Origin of the sequence: Mesorhizobium sp. (assembly GCF_024509055.1) — a bacterium.
Lineage (GTDB): Bacteria > Pseudomonadota > Alphaproteobacteria > Rhizobiales > Rhizobiaceae > Mesorhizobium.
The window spans coordinates 1-15671 of the sequence record NZ_JANINM010000438.1; the positions used below are offsets into that span (position 1 = coordinate 1).

Consider the following 15671-nt stretch of genomic DNA (forward strand, 5'->3'; position numbering starts at 1 on the left):
CCGACGAGCAGAAGAAGATCCTGCGCTTCGACGAGCAGCCCGGCTTCCTCGCCCGGGCCCAGGCCTATCCGGCGCCGAGCCCCGAGCTCGACAAGAAGATGCAGGACATGTGGACCGAAATGCTGCAGGCGCAGTAAGCGGCCGATGTCGTTCTCGGGAAACAAGTCGCGTGCCCTGCCCTGGGCGCTGGTCACGCCGGCCCTGGCATGGACGCTAGCGTTCTTCGTGCTGCCCTTCATCGCCATGGGGCTGTCGAGCCTCACGGCGCATGAAGGCGGCGCTGTCACGCTTGCCAATTACAGCCAGTTCTTCACCGACCCGTCCTACTGGCGGGCGATGGTGAACTCGCTGCAAGTCACCGCGATCGTCACCGTCATCTCGATCCTGCTTGCCTATCCCTTCGCCTGGATCCTGGCCGAGATGGTTCCCGAACGCTGGCAGCGGCTGGCGCTGATGCTGGCTGTGCTGCCGTTCTGGACCTCCTATGTCGTGCGCTCCTATTCCTGGCTGCTGGTGCTGGCGCAGAACGGCGTCATCAACCGGGCGCTTACCGGCGTCGGTCTGATCTCGGAGCCGCTGCAACTCGCCAATACCCGCTTCGCCACCGTCACCGGCTTCGTGCATTTCTTCGTCATGCTTCTGACGCTGACCATCTTCGCCAACCTCAAGCAGCTCAGCCCAAGCTACCGCAAGGCCGCCGCCGATCTCGGCGCCGGGCCGGTCCGCACCTTCCTGCATGTCGTGCTGCCGCTAACCTTGCCCGGCATCATGGTGGGCGCCTTCCTCACCTTTGTGCTCTGCATCGGCGACTACATCACGCCGCAGATTCTTGGCGGCAACAACGAGCTGGTCATGCCGCAACTGGTGATGATGCAGATCGGCCGGCGCGGCGATTTCCCGCTCGCCTCCGCGCTGTCGATCATCCTGATGGCCGTGGTGACGGTCGCCTATCTCGCCTGCGCCCGCTGGCTGAAGATCGAACGAGCCTGACCATGCGCGCTATCGTCCGTGTCGCCGCCTGGCTCTACGCCATCGCCATCTACGGCTTCATCTTCCTGCCGGTGGTCGTCCTGGTGCTGTTCTCGCTTCAGTCGACGTCCTTCCCGATCCCGCCCTTCACCGGTCCGTCCCTGCGCTGGTACCAGGCTGTGCTCTCCGACACGCGGCTCACTTCGGCGCTGGTCAATTCGCTGCTGGTGGCGGTGCTGTCGTCGCTTGCCTCCGTCACGCTCGGCTTTCTTTCCGCCTGGGGTTTCGCGCGTTTCGTCCTGCCCGGCTCGGCCCTCTTGCGCGGGCTGATCACGCTGCCGCTGACGGTCAGCTATCTCATCATCGGCATGGGGCTGCTGGTGCTGTTCAACTGGGCCGGCGTGCCGAAATCCCTCTTAGCCGCCGGCATCGGCCATGTGGTGATCAACCTGCCGCTCTGCTTCGCCATCATCTACAGCCAGATGGGCGACCACCAGATCAACATCGAGCGCGCCGCGCGCGACCTCGGCGCCGCCGAGTGGAAGGTGCTGCTCTTGATCACGGTGCCGGTGATGGCGCCGGCGATCTTTGCCGGCTTCTTCCTGTCGATGACCTTCTCGTGGGACGAGTTCGTCATCTCCTTCCTGCTGACGCGGTTCCAGACGACGCTGCCCGTGGAGATCTGGAACCTGTTGCGCTCCGGTCTCAACCCCAAGACCAACGCCGTCGGCTCGCTGGTCTTTGCCGTCTCCATCGTCCTTGTGGTGTTTTTCGAACTGACCTTGCTGCGGAGAAAGCCGGCATGAGCGCGCCACTCGTCGACATCCGCAACGTCTCGCACCGCTTCGGCCAGCACCCGGTGCTGAAGAACGTCTCGCTCGCCATCGAGCCGGGAAGCTACACCATCCTGCTCGGGCCGTCGGGCTCCGGCAAGACGACGCTGCTTTCGATCCTCGGCGGTTTCGTCACGCCCAGCGAAGGCAAGGTGTTCATCCGCGGCCAGGACTGCACATCCGTGCCACCGGCGAAGCGCCCGACCACCACGGTGTTCCAGGACTACGCGCTGTTCCCGCATATGAGCGTCGGCGGCAATGTCGGCTTCGGGCTGCGCATGCAGGGCGTCGACGGCGCGACGCGGGCGGCGAAGGCGCGCGAGGCGCTTTCGCTCGTCGGGCTGGCGGCGGCCTTCGACAAGAAGCCGCATCAGCTCTCCGGCGGCCAGCGGCAGCGCGTGGCGCTCGCCCGTGCACTGGTCATTGAGCCGGCGGTGCTTTTGCTCGACGAGCCGCTCGGCGCGCTGGACCTGAAGCTGCGCCGGCAGATGCAGGACGAGTTGAAGGCGATCCAGAAGCGCGTCGGCACCGCCTTCGTCCATGTCACCCACGACCAGGAAGAGGCGATGGCGCTGGCCGACCATTGCGTGGTGATGAGCGACGGCCGCATCGAGGACGAAGGTCCGCCCGAAAGGGTTTATGCGCGACCGGCGACGCGCTTTTCCGCCACCTTCATGGGCGAAAGCACGATCCTTGCCGGCAAGGTAGACGAGTCGAGGGACGGACGCATGACGATCGTGACCGGCATCGGGCCGATCTCACTGCCCGGCGCTTCGCCAAAGGGCGCCAGCGTCGCGCTCGGAATCCGGCCCGAACATCTCGTTCTTGGCGACGCAAAGGCCGATGTCACGCTTGGCACAGCCAGGGTCGGCGACGTCGTCTTCCAAGGCAGCTTCAAGCGCGTGCTGGCTGCCTCGACGCAGGATCCCGAGTTGCAGTTCATCGTGAAGGCGCCGGCCTCGGCCACGGTCCAGGCGGGCGACTCGATCGCGATTTCATGCAAGGCTGCGGACATCATCCTCCTGGCGGAATGAAGAGATGAGCGCGCTTCCGGTCATCGAGGCCCGGGACTGGTACGAGACCATCCGCATGGGCGACGGCATAACGCTCATCCATGAGCCGTGGATAAAGCCGTTCTTCCGCTGCAACATCTGGCATGTTCGCGGGCGCGACCGCGACCTGCTGTTCGATAGCGGCCTCGGCCATTTCAGCCTGAGAAGCCATGTGCCGCTGGTGACGGAGCGCAAGCTCGTCTGCGTTGCCAGCCACACGCATTTCGATCACATCGGCTGCCATCACGAGTTTCCGGACCGTTGCGTGCATGCCGCCGAGGCGGACATCCTCGCCGATCCACGCACCGAATGGACGGTCGCCGACCGCTACGCCAATGACGAGATGTTCGACGCATTGCCGCTGGGATGGAATACCGCCGGTTACCGCATCCCCCCGGCGCCCGCGGGCCGGTTGCTTGCCGCCGGCGACAACATCGACCTTGGTGACCGCGCCTTCGAGGTGATCCACACACCGGGGCATTCGCCTGGCGGCATCGCGCTTTACGAGAGGAAGACCGGCACCCTGCTCTCAGGCGACATCATCTATGACGGGCCGCTGATCGACGACGTCTACCACTCCGACATCGACGACTATATCGAGACGCTGATCCGGATGCGCGACCTCGATGTCTCGGTCGTGCATGGCGGCCATTTCCCGAGCTTCGGAAAGGTGCGCTACCGCCAGCTGGTCGATGAGTATCTCGCGCAAAAACGTCGTTCCGGCTGCCACTTGCAAGGCCGCTAGACAGTCATTTGCAATCGAGGCTCGAGGCTCGAGGCTAAAGCGCCCTTTGCGGACAAGGCATTCCGGCGGCGTCGCCGCAACGGGAGGCTGCTGGCTGTGGCCGCAGGCTCATGTCCTCCGCATGCCGCACAAGTTCGGCGAACATGAGGGCAAAACTTCCCATCATCACGAAGACTATGATCAGACGCGTTACTGGCAATATATTGGTCTCTCGACTGGCCAGCCCCCGCCAACCCATCCATTGCGGGCTAACATGATCGATCCGGCTTTACGAGTGTTTAAGCTTCGCCTTAACCATAACGGTCATCACATTCATTGCACGCCTGTTACGAAGCGCGAGCGCCGGCGCCATGTGGAGCGGCGCGGCACGCAGGACTTTGCAGACGCGGGCGACGCATGCTACGCCGTCGCCCGCGCGGCCCACCAAGTGGCCGCCCTCCGGGAGCCATGAGCAAAGCCGCCAGCCGTTTCGCCTTCGTCTCATCCGACACCGACGACGCCCGCGCGGCGCTGGAGAGCCTGTCGGCCCGCTATGGGCAGATGCCGATGGCGGATGCCGAGATCATCATCGCGCTCGGCGGCGACGGCTTCCTTCTGCAGACGCTTCGCGACACGATGAGCACCGGCAAGAAGGTCTACGGCATGAACCGTGGCACCATCGGCTTCCTGATGAACGAGTATCGTGCCGGCGGCCTCGAGGAGCGCATTGCGGCCGCGGCCGCCGAGACCATCCGGCCGCTGGAAATGGTCGCGGTCACGCATGACGGCGATTCCGTTTCGGCGCTTGCCATCAACGAAGTAGCGCTGTGGCGCCAGTCCTACCAGACGGCGAAGATCCGCATCAGCGTGGACGAGCAGGTGCGGCTGGAGGAGCTGAACTGCGACGGCGTGATGATCGCGACGCCGGCCGGATCGACCGCCTACAATCTGTCGGCGCACGGGCCGATCCTGCCGCTCGACGCCCCGCTGCTAGCGCTGACGCCCGTCAGCCCGTTCCGGCCGCGTCGCTGGCGCGGCGCGCTCCTATCCAACAAGGCAACCGTGCGCTTCGATATACTCGAGGCGGAAAAGCGGCCAGTGAACGCCGCGGCCGATCATACGGAAGTCAAGGCGGTCGCTTCGGTGACGGTCAGGGAATCGCCGACCGCGACGGCAACTTTGTTGTTCGATCCCAACCATTCCTGGAACGAACGTATTCTTGCCGAGCAGTTCCGCTACTGAGCCGACGCAAAGACAGGGCCTCGATTAAGCAACACGATTAAGGTTACGTCTTCACAATCGCAGCAATTGCGCCCGTTTCTGTTGACAAATCGCGGACTTGCGCCTAACTCCAACGCCGATCTTGCAGGCGCGTGGCGCTTGCCGCGACGATTGCCGCCGCGATTTTCCCCGAACCAAAGACAGCCATCACTTGTCCGCAGACACCCAGACCGCTCAAGAAGCGTTGACATTCACGGACCTCGGCCTTTCGCCGAAGGTCCTCTCCGCAGTTACCGATGCCGGCTACACCAAGCCGACCCCGATCCAGGCGGGCGCCATCCCGCATGCGCTGCTCGGCAAGGATGTGCTGGGCATTGCCCAGACCGGAACCGGCAAGACCGCCTCCTTCGTTCTGCCGATGCTGACGCGGCTGGAAAAAGGCCGGGCGCGGGCCCGCATGCCGCGCACGCTGATCCTCGAACCGACGCGCGAGCTCGCCGCGCAGGTCGAGGAGAACTTCATCAAGTACGGCAAGAACCACAAGCTCAACATCGCGCTGCTGATCGGCGGCGTGTCCTTCGACGAGCAGGACAAGAAGCTGGAGCGCGGCGCCGACGTGCTGATCGCGACGCCCGGCCGCCTGCTCGATCACCGCGAGCGCGGCAAGCTGCTGCTCAACGGTGTCGAAATCCTCGTCATCGACGAAGCCGACCGCATGCTCGACATGGGTTTCATCCCCGATATCGAGCGCATCTGCGAGATGATCCCGTTCACGCGCCAGACGCTGTTCTTCTCGGCGACGATGCCGCCGGAGATCACCAAGCTCACCGAGAAATTCCTGCACGCGCCGGTGCGCGTCGAAGTCTCCAGGGCCGCCTCGACCGCGACCAGCATCACGCAGCGGCTCGTGAAGTCCGGCTCGAAGCCGTGGGAAAAGCGCGAGACGCTGCGCAATCTCATGCGCGCCGAAAGCGACGAGCTGAAGAACGCCATCATCTTCTGCAACCGCAAGGTCGAGGTCTCCGAGCTTTTCCGCTCGCTGCTCAAGCATGATTTCGATGCCGGCGCGCTGCATGGCGACATGGATCAGCGCGCGCGCATGCAGATGCTGGCGAATTTCCGCGACGGCAAGCTGCGCTATCTCGTCGCTTCGGACGTCGCCGCGCGCGGCCTCGACATTCCCGATGTCAGCCACGTCTTCAACTACGACGTGCCGATCCATGCCGAGGACTATGTCCACCGCATCGGCCGCACCGGTCGCGCCGGCCGCTCGGGCAAGTCCTTCACCATCGCGACGCGCGGCGACACGAAGCATGTCGACGCCATCGAGAAGCTGATCGGCACCAAGATCGAGTGGCATGACGGCGATCTGTCGACGGTGACCGAGAGCGAAGGCGACGACGCTCCGCGCCGCGGCCGTGGCGCTCCGCGCCGCGCTGGCCGCAAGGACGACGACCGCAAGGAACGCGGCGGTCGCAAGAAGGATCGCCAGGCCAAGCATGACGAGGCCCCTGAGGCACTGCAGGACGAGCAGCCCGTAACGGAAGTCGCCGACATCGCCGAGCGCCGCGCCCGCAAGGATGCGATTCGCTCCGAGAACGACCGCAAGGGCTCCGCAAACCGCAACGAGCCGCGCGGTGACGCGCGCCCGCCGCGCGACCAGGGCCGCCCTGCCCGCCACCGTCGGGACGAAGACGACGGCACTGTCGGCTTCGGCGACGACGTTCCGGCCTTCATGCGGATCGTCGCGAAAGTCTGATCCGGCACCCGGCATCCAAGGGTAAGCCCCAAGGCAGCTTACCCCTGGTCGGTCTTCATCACATCGGCCCCGGCATCATCTTGGTCGGTTTTTCCAACATCGGAAAATCGGCCTTGGTGCATTTCACGTTCGGGTTGGTCGGGCTGAACATTCCGTGCGGATTGTCCCTGAACAGCCAGGCGTGAAGATCGTAGTGGACGAACTCCCTCGGGATCAGGGGATAGTGTCCCTCCATCGGCCCCATGAATTTCTGGCCGAATAGGGTCGGGACTTCCTTTACGTCGGGCGTCAGCGGCACCAGCCACTCGACGCCGACCAGTTTCAAGCCCTTCTTGGTCGGCTCGTAGATCAGGACATTGGGCTTCATCGGGTCGAGCTTCTGGCCGACGCTCGGAACGTTGACGAAATGGATACCCATGGCGCCCTTCGGATAATACATCGCGCCGGCTATCTTTTCTCCGCTGTAGTAGACGCAGCCGACGGTCGACAGATAAAGATCGCGGACGGCGGCGGTGTAATCGTCATATTTGGCGAGCGACTTTTTCAAGGCTTCGATGTCGGCCTTGTTCGCGTCTTCCGCCCGAGCCGTGGCGGCACCGAGCCACGCAGCTGCAAAACCTGTCAAAGCGAGGACGCCGCAGCGCCCAAGGCGAGCTGTTCTTGTCATGCATTCCTCCCAGATTCTTTGATCTGGCCGTGCAAGACCGAGGCGGCGAATTCTTATTGCGCGGCCAGTTGAACCGCCCCATCCCTCTGGAACAGCCGATGCTAATCCTTTCCGTGAATTCGGAAAAGCATTTCGTTAGAATCTACTAATGTTCATGGGAGGGACTGGCGCGGTTTTGTTGTCGACTGAAAACAAAAACGGCCCCGCATGGGGCCGTTTTCGCATTCCCTTGCCGCGAAGATCAGGTAAGCGGCGACAGCTGGATCTCGACGCGGCGGTTCTGCTCGCGGCCGGCGGCCGTGGCGTTGGATGCGACCGGCCGCGTCTTGCCGAAGCCTGTGACGGCGAAGCGGCGGGAATCGACACCCTGGCCTGCCAGATAGTTGGCGACCGCAAGCGCGCGGCGCTGCGACAGGTCGAAATTGTGCTGGTCGCCACCGGTCGAGTCGGTGTGGCCAAAGACGTCGACCGTGGTCTGGCGGAACTTCTTCAACACCAGCGCCACCGAGTTCAGCACCGGGTAGAAGCCCGGCTTCACGGCATCCTGGTCGACGTTGAAGGTGATGTCCGACGGCATGTTGAGGATGATCTGGTCGCCGCTGCGGGTGACGCTGACGCCGGTGCCCTGCAACTGGCGGCGCAGTTCCGCCTCATTCTGGTCCATCGTCGCGCCGATGGCGCCGCCGGCCAGCGCACCGATGCCCGCGCCGATCAGCGCGTTGCGGCGATCATTGCCGCCGGCAAGCAGGCCGATACCGGCGCCCGCCAGCGCACCTAGGCCTGCGCCGGCCGCGGTGTTGGAGATCTTCTGGTCGCCGGTATAAGGATCGGTGGTCGTGCAGGCACTCACCAAAACAGCCGTCGCCACAACGACGAGCACGGTCTTCTTCATGAAATTGTCCCTCTCGAATTCGCGGCCATTGCAGCCGCGCCAAATCACCCTTCCGTTCGCCTTGTACCATGAAATGCGGCGAAAAGCGGAACAGGAGCGCGGCCGGCAAAGTTTCGCCGGCCGGCTGTTTCCCCTACCACAGATTCCTGCCGTCGATGACCACGACCTCGACCTTATCCAGGTCGAAATCATCGAAGAGCCGCGAGTTGACGCTGATCTTGGGGTTGTCGAAGTCCGGCTTGCCTGTCGACCAATCCGGCGTTTCGGTGAAGGTGCCGCAGCCGCATGTGGCGCAGAAACCGTGTTTGACGGTTTTCGAGCCCCATTTGTAGAAGGACACGTTCTCCAGCGGGCTGGTGAGCCTGAATTGCGACGGAACGTAATAGGCCCAGAGCGATCCGCGCTTCGAACAGAACGAACATGTGCATTGCGTCACGGTCTGCGGCGCCTCGGACACCTCGAACGTCGTCGCCTTGCAGTGGCAGCTGCCTTTGATGGTCATGAATATCACCTCTCCATTGCCCGCCGCCGTCCGGCTAGCAAGGCAACATAAAGAAGCGATCCTGACAACTGTCTGTCAGCAGGCTTGCCAGCACTGCGCCGCCACGAACCGGCCTTCGCACTCTCGAGCGAATACAGCCGGCGCGTGGCGGTGCGTGCTAATCGGAAGGCGGCGGCACGAACAGGCAGATGGTCTTGCCGGCGTCGAGGCCGGCCTGATGCGCGCACCAGTGGTACTCGCCATCGGGCGAATTCTTGATCCGCTTGTCGCTGTAGGCCACCACCTCGCCCGTGCCCTTTATGACATAGCCGTCCGGCTGCTCGCCGATCGACGTCTGCGGCACCTCCTTGCAATCGTAGTTGGCGCAGCAGGCAAAGGGGTACTTCCAGCCCTGCGGCATGGCCGCCGTGGGCTGGGCGTCATGCGTGGAAGCCGGTGCGGCCAGCAGCACGAACGCACCCGTCGCGAACATGGAGAACAGAAGTCGGCCAGCCGGTCGAACGGCTTGGGCCGATCTTGATTTGGCAGCAGACATCGAAACGTTCCTTTCGAGCATCAAGCGTTGTCGCTTGCCCGTTCCCGGAACGTGTCTTCCCAGCGGCCGAATCGTCAGATATGCCGCGCCCGGCCATAAATGCTTCTAATCCGCAGCTCGAAGGCTGGGCTGATTCCTCGGTCGGCGCAAGAAGGCATCGCCCGGTTGCCGGTGTCCGTCAAACAGGCCCGATTTGACCTGTGGTGAAGGATTGGCCGGCTGTCAGGTGCCTAACAACGGAATTGCAGCCGAGGAAGTTCCGGGCCGTCAGCCGGTGAAGTGCCCATCATATTGCGGCAGGTCGTCGGTGATGGTGAACCAGGGCGCCTTGGAGCCGACGAAGATGTGCGCGCCTGGACGGATGCCCGGATCATCGATCAAAGTTCCCATGGCGACGTGAACGAATGCGCCCTCGCGCACCACGGAAAAGAGCAGCGAGCCGCACTGCCCGCAATGCGTGTCGTTGCCGTCCATGTCGCCGAAGACCAACAGCCTATCGCCGCCGGCCGTCAGCCGAAGCTTTTCGCGTTCGATACCGGCGATGGGCTTGAAGGCCGAGCCGGTGGTGCGGCGGCAGTTCGAGCAATGACAATTCATCGCGTAGACGAATTTGTCGTCGACCTCGTAGTGCACAGCGCCGCAGAAGCATTTTCCAGCAAGCCTGCGTACGCCCGTGCTTTCGGCTTCTGGCATCGGCTCCTCCGCGCAGTGATAACGAGACCAAGAGCGGTTCAGCGCTTCATGGAATCGGCGAACCGCTCTAACTCTTTGTTTTTAGGCAATTCCGCACAGAAAACCGCTAAGCGCTTTTCCTGGAATTGCTCTAATCCAGGTCCGCGACCGCCTCGCCCGCGCCGCCCTCGATACGGTGCGACAGGGAAGCTTCCATGAAATCGTCGAGATCGCCGTCGAGCACGCTGGAAGGGCTGGTGCTTTCGACACCCGTGCGCAGATCCTTCACCAACTGGTATGGCTGCAACACGTAGGAACGGATCTGGTGGCCCCAGCCGATGTCGCTCTTCGACGCCTCGGTGGCGTTGGCCACCGCCTCGCGCTTCTTCAATTCTTCCTCGTAGAGGCGCGAACGCAGCATTTCCCAAGCCTTGGCCCGGTTCTTGTGCTGCGAACGCTCGGCCTGGCAAGCGACCGCGATACCGGTCGCAAGATGGGTGATACGCACCGCGGAGTCGGTGGTGTTGACGTGCTGGCCACCCGAGCCCGACGAGCGGTAAGTGTCGATGCGCACGTCGGATTCCGAAACATTGATCTCGATCGAGTCGTCGATGACCGGGTAGACCCAGACACTGGCGAAGGACGTGTGCCGGCGGGCATTGCTGTCGTAAGGCGAGATACGCACCAGGCGGTGGACGCCGGACTCGGTCTTCAGCCAGCCATAGGCGTTGTGGCCCTTGATAAGGACCGTGGCGGACTTGATGCCTGCCTCTTCGCCGTCATGGACTTCCAGCACCTCGACCTTGAAGCGGCGGCGCTCGGCCCAGCGCGTGTACATGCGCAGAAGCATCGAAGCCCAGTCCTGGCTCTCGGTGCCGCCGGCGCCGGCATGGATTTCGAGATAGGTGTCGTTGGCGTCGGCCTCGCCCGAAAGCAGCGTCTCGACCTGGCGGGCTTTCGCCTCGCCCTGCATCGAGCGCAGCGCCGCTTCGGCCTCGGAGATGACGCTTTCGTCGCCCTCTTCCTCGCCGAGCTCGATCAGGCCGATATTGTCTTCGAGAGCCTGCGTCATTCCTTTGACCGCCGCGATGCCTTCCTCGAGCCCCTGGCGTTCGCGCATCAGCTTCTGCGCTTCAAGAGGCTCGTTCCAGAGGCTGGAATCCTCCGCGCGCGAATTCAGGTATTCAAGCCGCTTGATGGCCTGATCCCAGTCAAAGATGCCTCCTCAGCAGGGTTATCGCCTGCCTGATCTCGTCGACAATGTTCTGCGTTTCCGCGCGCATGGCTTTTCAGTTTGTCCTGTTCTTCTGGTTCTTTTGGGGTCGGCGCGATACATAGGCACGGCTCCCGCGGCTGTAAAGCGAAATGGGCCAGCGGTGCTTCGCCGGCCCATCTTCGAATGTCGGAACCTCAGTAGAGGCCGCCGCCGCCGTCCTGGATGGCTTGGTTGGCCTGCGGCGACAGCGGGCCGCCCGCGCCGTTGGAGCCGTCGGCGCCCATGCCGATGACCCAATAGCTGTCGGCCGGGCCGGTACCGGGCTTGAACGCCTCGATGATGGTGTCGGGCGCACCCTCGGCGGCGCGCATGCCTGTCTTGCGGTTGATGGCGATCAGCTTCATGCCGTCCGGAACCTGGAAGTCGACATTGGGCGTGCCATCGAGCGCGACGCGCATGAAATCCTTGAAGATCGGCGCCGCCAGGCCGCCACCCGTGGCGCCCTTGCCGAGGCCGCGCGGCGTGTCGTAGCCCATATAGAGGCCGACGACGAGGTTTGGCGTGAAGCCGATGAACCAAGCATCCTTCTCGTCATTGGTGGTGCCGGTCTTGCCGGCAATGTGGCGGCCGAGTTCGGCGATGGTGGCGCCGGTGCCGCGCTGCACGACGCCTTCCATCATCGAGGTGATCTGGTAGGCCGTCATCGGGTCGAGCACCTGCTCGGAATTGTCGACCAGTTCCGGCTCCGGCTGGTTCTTCCATTCGGTGGCGTTGCAGCCCTGGCAGCCGCGTTCATCCTGCTTGAACACGGTCTTTCCGTAGCGGTCCTGTATGCGGTCGATCAGCGACGGTTTGATCGACTTGCCGCCATTGGCCATGATCGAATAGGCCGAGACCATGCGCATGACCGTCGTCTCGCCCGAGCCCAGCGCCATCGGCAGGTACGGGGCCAGATGGTCATAGACGCCGAAGCGCTCGGCATATTCCACGACCAGCTTCATGCCCATGTCGTTGGCAAGCCGCACCGTCATCAGGTTACGTGATTTTTCGATGCCGGAGCGCAAGGTGGCGGGACCGGCGACCGTGCCGTCATAGTTCTTCGGCGTCCAGGTCGTGTTGCCGCTCTGGATGGTGATCGGTCCGTCCATGATGACCGAGGCCGGCGTGTAGCCATTGTCGAGCGCCGCCGAGTAGACGATCGGCTTGAACGAGGAGCCGGGCTGGCGCATCGCCTGGGTGGCGCGGTTGAATTCCGACTGCGCATAAGAGAAGCCGCCGACCATGGCCAGCACACGGCCGGTATGCGGATCCATGGCGACAAGACCGCCTTCGACTTCCGGCACCTGGCGCAGGCTGTAGGCATTGTCGGAGCCATCGTTCTTCTGCACGAAGACGACATCGCCGGGCTCAAGCACTTCCGCAGGGGATTTCGCCCGGACGGACTTGCCGTTGACCAAATGGCGCATGGCGAAGCCCATGTCGTCCTTGCTGACGGTGCCCTGGACACGCTCCTTGACGAGATCGCCGGAAACCTGCCGGGCCGGCTGGATGCCGATGGTCAGGCCGTTGGCCGAACTGTCGAGCACGACGGCCAGCGTCCACTCCGGCACGTCCTCCAGCCCCTTGACGTTGCCGAGGGCAACGCCCCAGTCGCCGGAGATATCGATATGCTTCACCGGTCCGCGATAGCCGCGCAGCATGTCGTATTTCAACAAGCCGTTCTGCATCGCCTTGCGGGCGATGAGCTGGATCTTCGGGTCGAGCGTCGTGCGTACCGACAACCCACCCTCGTAAAGCGCGTTCTCGCCATAACGCGCGATGATCTGGCGGCGCACTTCCTCGGTGAAATATTCGCCCGCGAACAAGTAGGAGCCGTTGCGGCGCGGCGTCACGCCGAGCGGCTCGGCCTTGGCTTTCTCACCTTCGTCGTGGCTGACATAGCCGTTCGCCACCATCTGATCGATGACCCAGTTGCGGCGCTCGATCGCACGGTCGGCATGCTTGAAGGGATGGTAATTGTTGGGGCCTTTCGGCAGCGAGGCCAGGTAAGCGGCTTCAGCCACGGTCAGCTCGTTGACCGACTTGTCGAAATAGGTGAGCGCCGCGCCGGCGACGCCATAAGCGCCGAAACCGAAGAAGATTTCGTTGAGATAAAGCTCGAGGATACGGTCCTTGGAATAGGCCTGCTCGATGCGGAAGGCCAGGATCATCTCCTTGATCTTGCGCTCGTAGGTCTGGTCCGAGGTAAGCAGGAAGTTCTTCGCCACCTGCTGCGTGATCGTCGAGGCGCCGACCTGCCGGCGGCCGGAACCAAAATTCTGCAGGTTAACGATGATGGCGCGGCCGAGGCCGGTGACGTCAATGCCGGGATGGTTGTAGAAATTCTTGTCCTCGGCGGACATGAAGGCGGCCTTTACGCGATCGGGTATCGCCTGGATCGGCAGGTAGAGGCGCCGCTCGCGCGCGTACTCGGCCATCAGCGAACCGTCCGAGGCGTGAATGCGCGTGGTTACTGGCGGCTCGTATTTGGCCAGCACTTCATAGTCGGGCAGATCCTTCGCCACATGGCCTATGTAGATGGCTATGCCGGCCGCGACCAGCAACGCCAGCGTCGTGCCGACGCCAAAGAAATAGCCGATGAGACGAATCATGCCCGCTCCAGTCCGTGGTTCGGGATTTTCCTAAACGAAGCCGTCTGTCGCGCAAGCTTCCGGGGCGGTCCCAATCCGCAATGACAGACCCATGTCGCGACCATGTGGACAAAATACGGCAGCGCGAAATTTCGATGCTCGATCCAGGAATAATAGCGCGTGGTGTTGTCGCCGCGCAACGCTGCTTGTGGTTGTGGCGCGTTTTCGGGCTTGACCCCTGCCGGCGCCGTCAGCCACCGGTCGCGGTTCCCGCTTTTGCCGCGGCGAACAGGGCGACGGCATTGGTTATGCTTTGCGCCGCCTTGCCGCGCCAGTCGGCGCTGAGCAGTTGCGCCTCGTCCTTGGCATTGGAAAGATAGCCGAGCTCGACCAGCACCGAGGGCACGTCGGGCGCCTTAAGCACCCTGAAGCCAGCCGAACGTTGCGGATTGTTGATGAGGCCGACATTGGTCGACAACTGACCGACGAGCGTGTGGGCGAAGCTCATCGAGAAGCTGTGCGTCTCGCGGCGGATCAGGTCGATCAGGATGTCGGTAACTTCCTTGTCATCGTCCTTGATCTTCATGCCGGCGAACTGATCGGACAGGTTTTCGCGATCGGCAAGCGCCTGCGCTTCAGGATCGGACGCCTTGTCCGACAGCGTATAAACTGTGGCGCCCCGAAGGCCCTTCACGGCAATCGTGTCGGCATGGATCGAGATCAGAAGATCGGCTTCGTGCAGGCGGGCGATGCGCACACGCTCGTCGAGCGGCAGGTACACGTCGCTGTCGCGCGTCATGTAGACGTCGTATTTGCCGACCTCGGCAAGCTTGTCCCGCAACTCGGTGGCGAAAGCCAATGTCACGTTCTTCTCGATCGTGCCGGCGGGGCTTTCGGCGCCGCCGTCGACACCGCCGTGCCCGGGATCGATGACGACGGTGAAGCGATGGCCAGGGGCCGAGACCGGCCCGGTGCCGACCCGGCCGCCCTTCTCGGCGGCGGTCGAACCGGTGGTCAGCGACTGATTGGCCAAAGCCGCGTCGAATTCCCGCTCGGAGGACGCCGACATGTCGATGGCGATCCGGTAGCCGCCGCCATCGTCATTCTTCAGCACATCGAGCTTGTCGACGCTGAACGGCCCCTTGCCCGTCAATATCAGCCGCGAACCCTGGCCCTGATCGCCGTAGCGGACGGCGCGCACCAGCCCGCGCGGCTTCACATCCTTGGCGCCGAGGGCGAATCGCGTGCGGGGCAAATCGAGGACGAGGCGGTTCGGACCACGCAGCAGGAACCATTTGACGTCCGGTTCCCGGTCGAAGGTCAAGACGATGCGCATCTTGGTCGCGTCACCGGCCATCTTGTAGTTTGTCGCCCCAAGCGGGGCATCGGCCCTTGATATTGCGGTAAATCCAAGCAGGACCGCCAGCAGGAGGAGACCTAGGGCGAGATGCCGGAGATGCCCGGCTGCGCCACGCCCCTTGTCTGCGCTGCCTGCCAGTCCCATCTCTTTTCAGTCGCTCCCGGTTTGGCGCCACGCGCCGGGTGTGTTGCAGATTGCCTGTCAGGCCGCCAATTCGATTAACGATTGGTATTCAGAGAAGGTTAACCAAGCCTTTAATGCGTGAACTGAACGCAACCTTCCCCAGCGGAAGCGCTTTTTGCCGGCATCTGAAATCGGGGTTGCCTTCCACCCCGCCAAATCATAAAAGCGACCTTGGATCACTGCAATCCTGGAACCGCTTACCTCTGCAGTTTCCTGCTAAAGGTCAGATGTGAAGGCGGCTCCTTTCGCTTCAAGCGAAAAGGCTTCAGGTGGTCGCGACGAATTTCGCAGGCGTGCTCCCGTGGCGGGGGAATCGCTTGCGTGAAGAAAACGGCCGGGTTGTCCCCTGCCGGCTCCGTGTGAGCAAACAAGCTGGTCCGGCTCCACCCGGGCTTTGGTTCAAAAGGTTCTGCTGGGTGCCGATGGCTTCAAGCGCAATCATGGAAAGGTCCGCAT

15 protein-coding genes and 1 pseudogene are annotated in these 15671 nt (G+C 63.1%); 7 read left to right on the forward strand and 9 right to left on the reverse strand.

Translation table 11 applies throughout. The annotated features are described in order from the left end of the window. The 7 genes and pseudogenes from Q0L57_RS24340 to Q0L57_RS24370 all read left to right on the forward strand — a co-directional run. A pseudogene (locus Q0L57_RS24340) lies at positions 1-137 on the forward strand (spermidine/putrescine ABC transporter substrate-binding protein); the annotation flags it as partial. Between the two features lie 7 nt (positions 138-144). Continuing rightward, entirely contained in the window at positions 145-990 is an 846-nt protein-coding gene (locus Q0L57_RS24345) for an ABC transporter permease (RefSeq protein WP_296745614.1), read from the forward strand. Between the two features lie 2 nt (positions 991-992). Further along, a complete protein-coding gene (locus Q0L57_RS24350; RefSeq protein ID WP_296745615.1) occupies positions 993-1775 on the forward strand; it encodes an ABC transporter permease in 783 nt (260 codons plus the stop codon). Continuing rightward, a complete protein-coding gene (locus Q0L57_RS24355) occupies positions 1772-2836 on the forward strand; it encodes an ABC transporter ATP-binding protein (protein ID WP_296745616.1) in 1065 nt (354 codons plus the stop codon). The genes Q0L57_RS24350 and Q0L57_RS24355 overlap by 4 nt, the downstream gene beginning before the upstream one ends. Positions 2837-2840: 4 nt before the next feature. Then, positions 2841-3599, forward strand: a complete 759-nt coding sequence (locus Q0L57_RS24360) for an MBL fold metallo-hydrolase (protein ID WP_296745617.1) — start codon at positions 2841-2843, stop codon at positions 3597-3599. Positions 3600-4046: 447 nt separating this feature from the next. Continuing rightward, a complete protein-coding gene (locus Q0L57_RS24365) occupies positions 4047-4820 on the forward strand; it encodes an NAD kinase (RefSeq protein WP_296745618.1) in 774 nt (257 codons plus the stop codon). A 190-nt stretch (positions 4821-5010) separates the two neighbouring features. Further along, positions 5011-6558, forward strand: coding sequence for a DEAD/DEAH box helicase (locus Q0L57_RS24370; RefSeq protein WP_296745619.1), 1548 nt, complete (start codon positions 5011-5013; stop codon positions 6556-6558). Positions 6559-6616: 58 nt separating this feature from the next. Here the strand turns inward: Q0L57_RS24370 and Q0L57_RS24375 are convergent, their stop codons facing one another. From Q0L57_RS24375 to Q0L57_RS24415, 9 genes are all read right to left on the reverse strand, one after another. Further along, positions 6617-7225 (reverse strand): hypothetical protein, encoded by a 609-nt coding sequence (locus Q0L57_RS24375; RefSeq protein ID WP_296745620.1) that lies wholly within the window; start codon positions 7223-7225, stop codon positions 6617-6619. Positions 7226-7466: 241 nt separating this feature from the next. Beyond that, complete coding sequence (locus tag Q0L57_RS24380; RefSeq protein ID WP_296745621.1) at positions 7467-8117, reverse strand: OmpA family protein; 651 nt, start codon at positions 8115-8117, stop codon at positions 7467-7469. A gap of 133 nt (positions 8118-8250) precedes the next feature. Continuing rightward, entirely contained in the window at positions 8251-8619 is a 369-nt protein-coding gene (locus Q0L57_RS24385) for a GFA family protein (RefSeq protein WP_296745622.1), read from the reverse strand. Between the two features lie 157 nt (positions 8620-8776). Next, a complete protein-coding gene (locus Q0L57_RS24390) occupies positions 8777-9154 on the reverse strand; it encodes a hypothetical protein (protein ID WP_296745623.1) in 378 nt (125 codons plus the stop codon). A gap of 267 nt (positions 9155-9421) precedes the next feature. Further along, complete coding sequence (locus Q0L57_RS24395) at positions 9422-9847, reverse strand: GFA family protein (RefSeq protein ID WP_296745624.1); 426 nt, start codon at positions 9845-9847, stop codon at positions 9422-9424. Between the two features lie 130 nt (positions 9848-9977). Beyond that, positions 9978-11109, reverse strand: a protein-coding gene (prfB, locus tag Q0L57_RS24400; RefSeq protein ID WP_296745625.1) for a peptide chain release factor 2 whose coding sequence is annotated in 2 segments (ribosomal slippage) — positions 9978-11042 and positions 11044-11109 — 1131 coding nt in all. Because the reading frame shifts where the segments join, the coding sequence is not laid out codon by codon here. A gap of 127 nt (positions 11110-11236) precedes the next feature. Beyond that, positions 11237-13693: a penicillin-binding protein 1A gene (locus tag Q0L57_RS24405; RefSeq protein ID WP_296745626.1), complete on the reverse strand. Its 2457-nt coding sequence runs from the start codon at positions 13691-13693 to the stop codon at positions 11237-11239. Between the two features lie 229 nt (positions 13694-13922). Then, complete coding sequence (locus Q0L57_RS24410) at positions 13923-15176, reverse strand: N-acetylmuramoyl-L-alanine amidase (RefSeq protein WP_296745627.1); 1254 nt, start codon at positions 15174-15176, stop codon at positions 13923-13925. A 304-nt stretch (positions 15177-15480) separates the two neighbouring features. Continuing rightward, the coding region (locus Q0L57_RS24415; protein ID WP_296745628.1) for a hypothetical protein at positions 15481-15671 on the reverse strand (191 nt) is incomplete at its 5' end.

Bases quoted from the DNA above. Each gene is read 5' to 3' on its own strand.
- Q0L57_RS24345 (WP_296745614.1), top strand. From the start codon at position 145: ATGTCGTTCTCGGGAAACAAGTCGCGTGCCCTGCCCTGGGCGCTGGTC.
- Q0L57_RS24350 (WP_296745615.1), top strand. From the start codon at position 993: ATGCGCGCTATCGTCCGTGTCGCCGCCTGGCTCTACGCCATCGCCATC.
- Q0L57_RS24355 (WP_296745616.1), top strand. From the start codon at position 1,772: ATGAGCGCGCCACTCGTCGACATCCGCAACGTCTCGCACCGCTTCGGC.
- Q0L57_RS24360 (WP_296745617.1), top strand. From the start codon at position 2,841: ATGAGCGCGCTTCCGGTCATCGAGGCCCGGGACTGGTACGAGACCATC.
- Q0L57_RS24365 (WP_296745618.1), top strand. From the start codon at position 4,047: ATGAGCAAAGCCGCCAGCCGTTTCGCCTTCGTCTCATCCGACACCGAC.
- Q0L57_RS24375 (WP_296745620.1), bottom strand. From the start codon at position 7,225: ATGACAAGAACAGCTCGCCTTGGGCGCTGCGGCGTCCTCGCTTTGACA.
- Q0L57_RS24380 (WP_296745621.1), bottom strand. From the start codon at position 8,117: ATGAAGAAGACCGTGCTCGTCGTTGTGGCGACGGCTGTTTTGGTGAGT.
- Q0L57_RS24385 (WP_296745622.1), bottom strand. From the start codon at position 8,619: ATGACCATCAAAGGCAGCTGCCACTGCAAGGCGACGACGTTCGAGGTG.
- Q0L57_RS24390 (WP_296745623.1), bottom strand. From the start codon at position 9,154: ATGTCTGCTGCCAAATCAAGATCGGCCCAAGCCGTTCGACCGGCTGGC.
- Q0L57_RS24395 (WP_296745624.1), bottom strand. From the start codon at position 9,847: ATGCCAGAAGCCGAAAGCACGGGCGTACGCAGGCTTGCTGGAAAATGC.
- Q0L57_RS24405 (WP_296745626.1), bottom strand. From the start codon at position 13,693: ATGATTCGTCTCATCGGCTATTTCTTTGGCGTCGGCACGACGCTGGCG.
- Q0L57_RS24410 (WP_296745627.1), bottom strand. From the start codon at position 15,176: ATGGGACTGGCAGGCAGCGCAGACAAGGGGCGTGGCGCAGCCGGGCAT.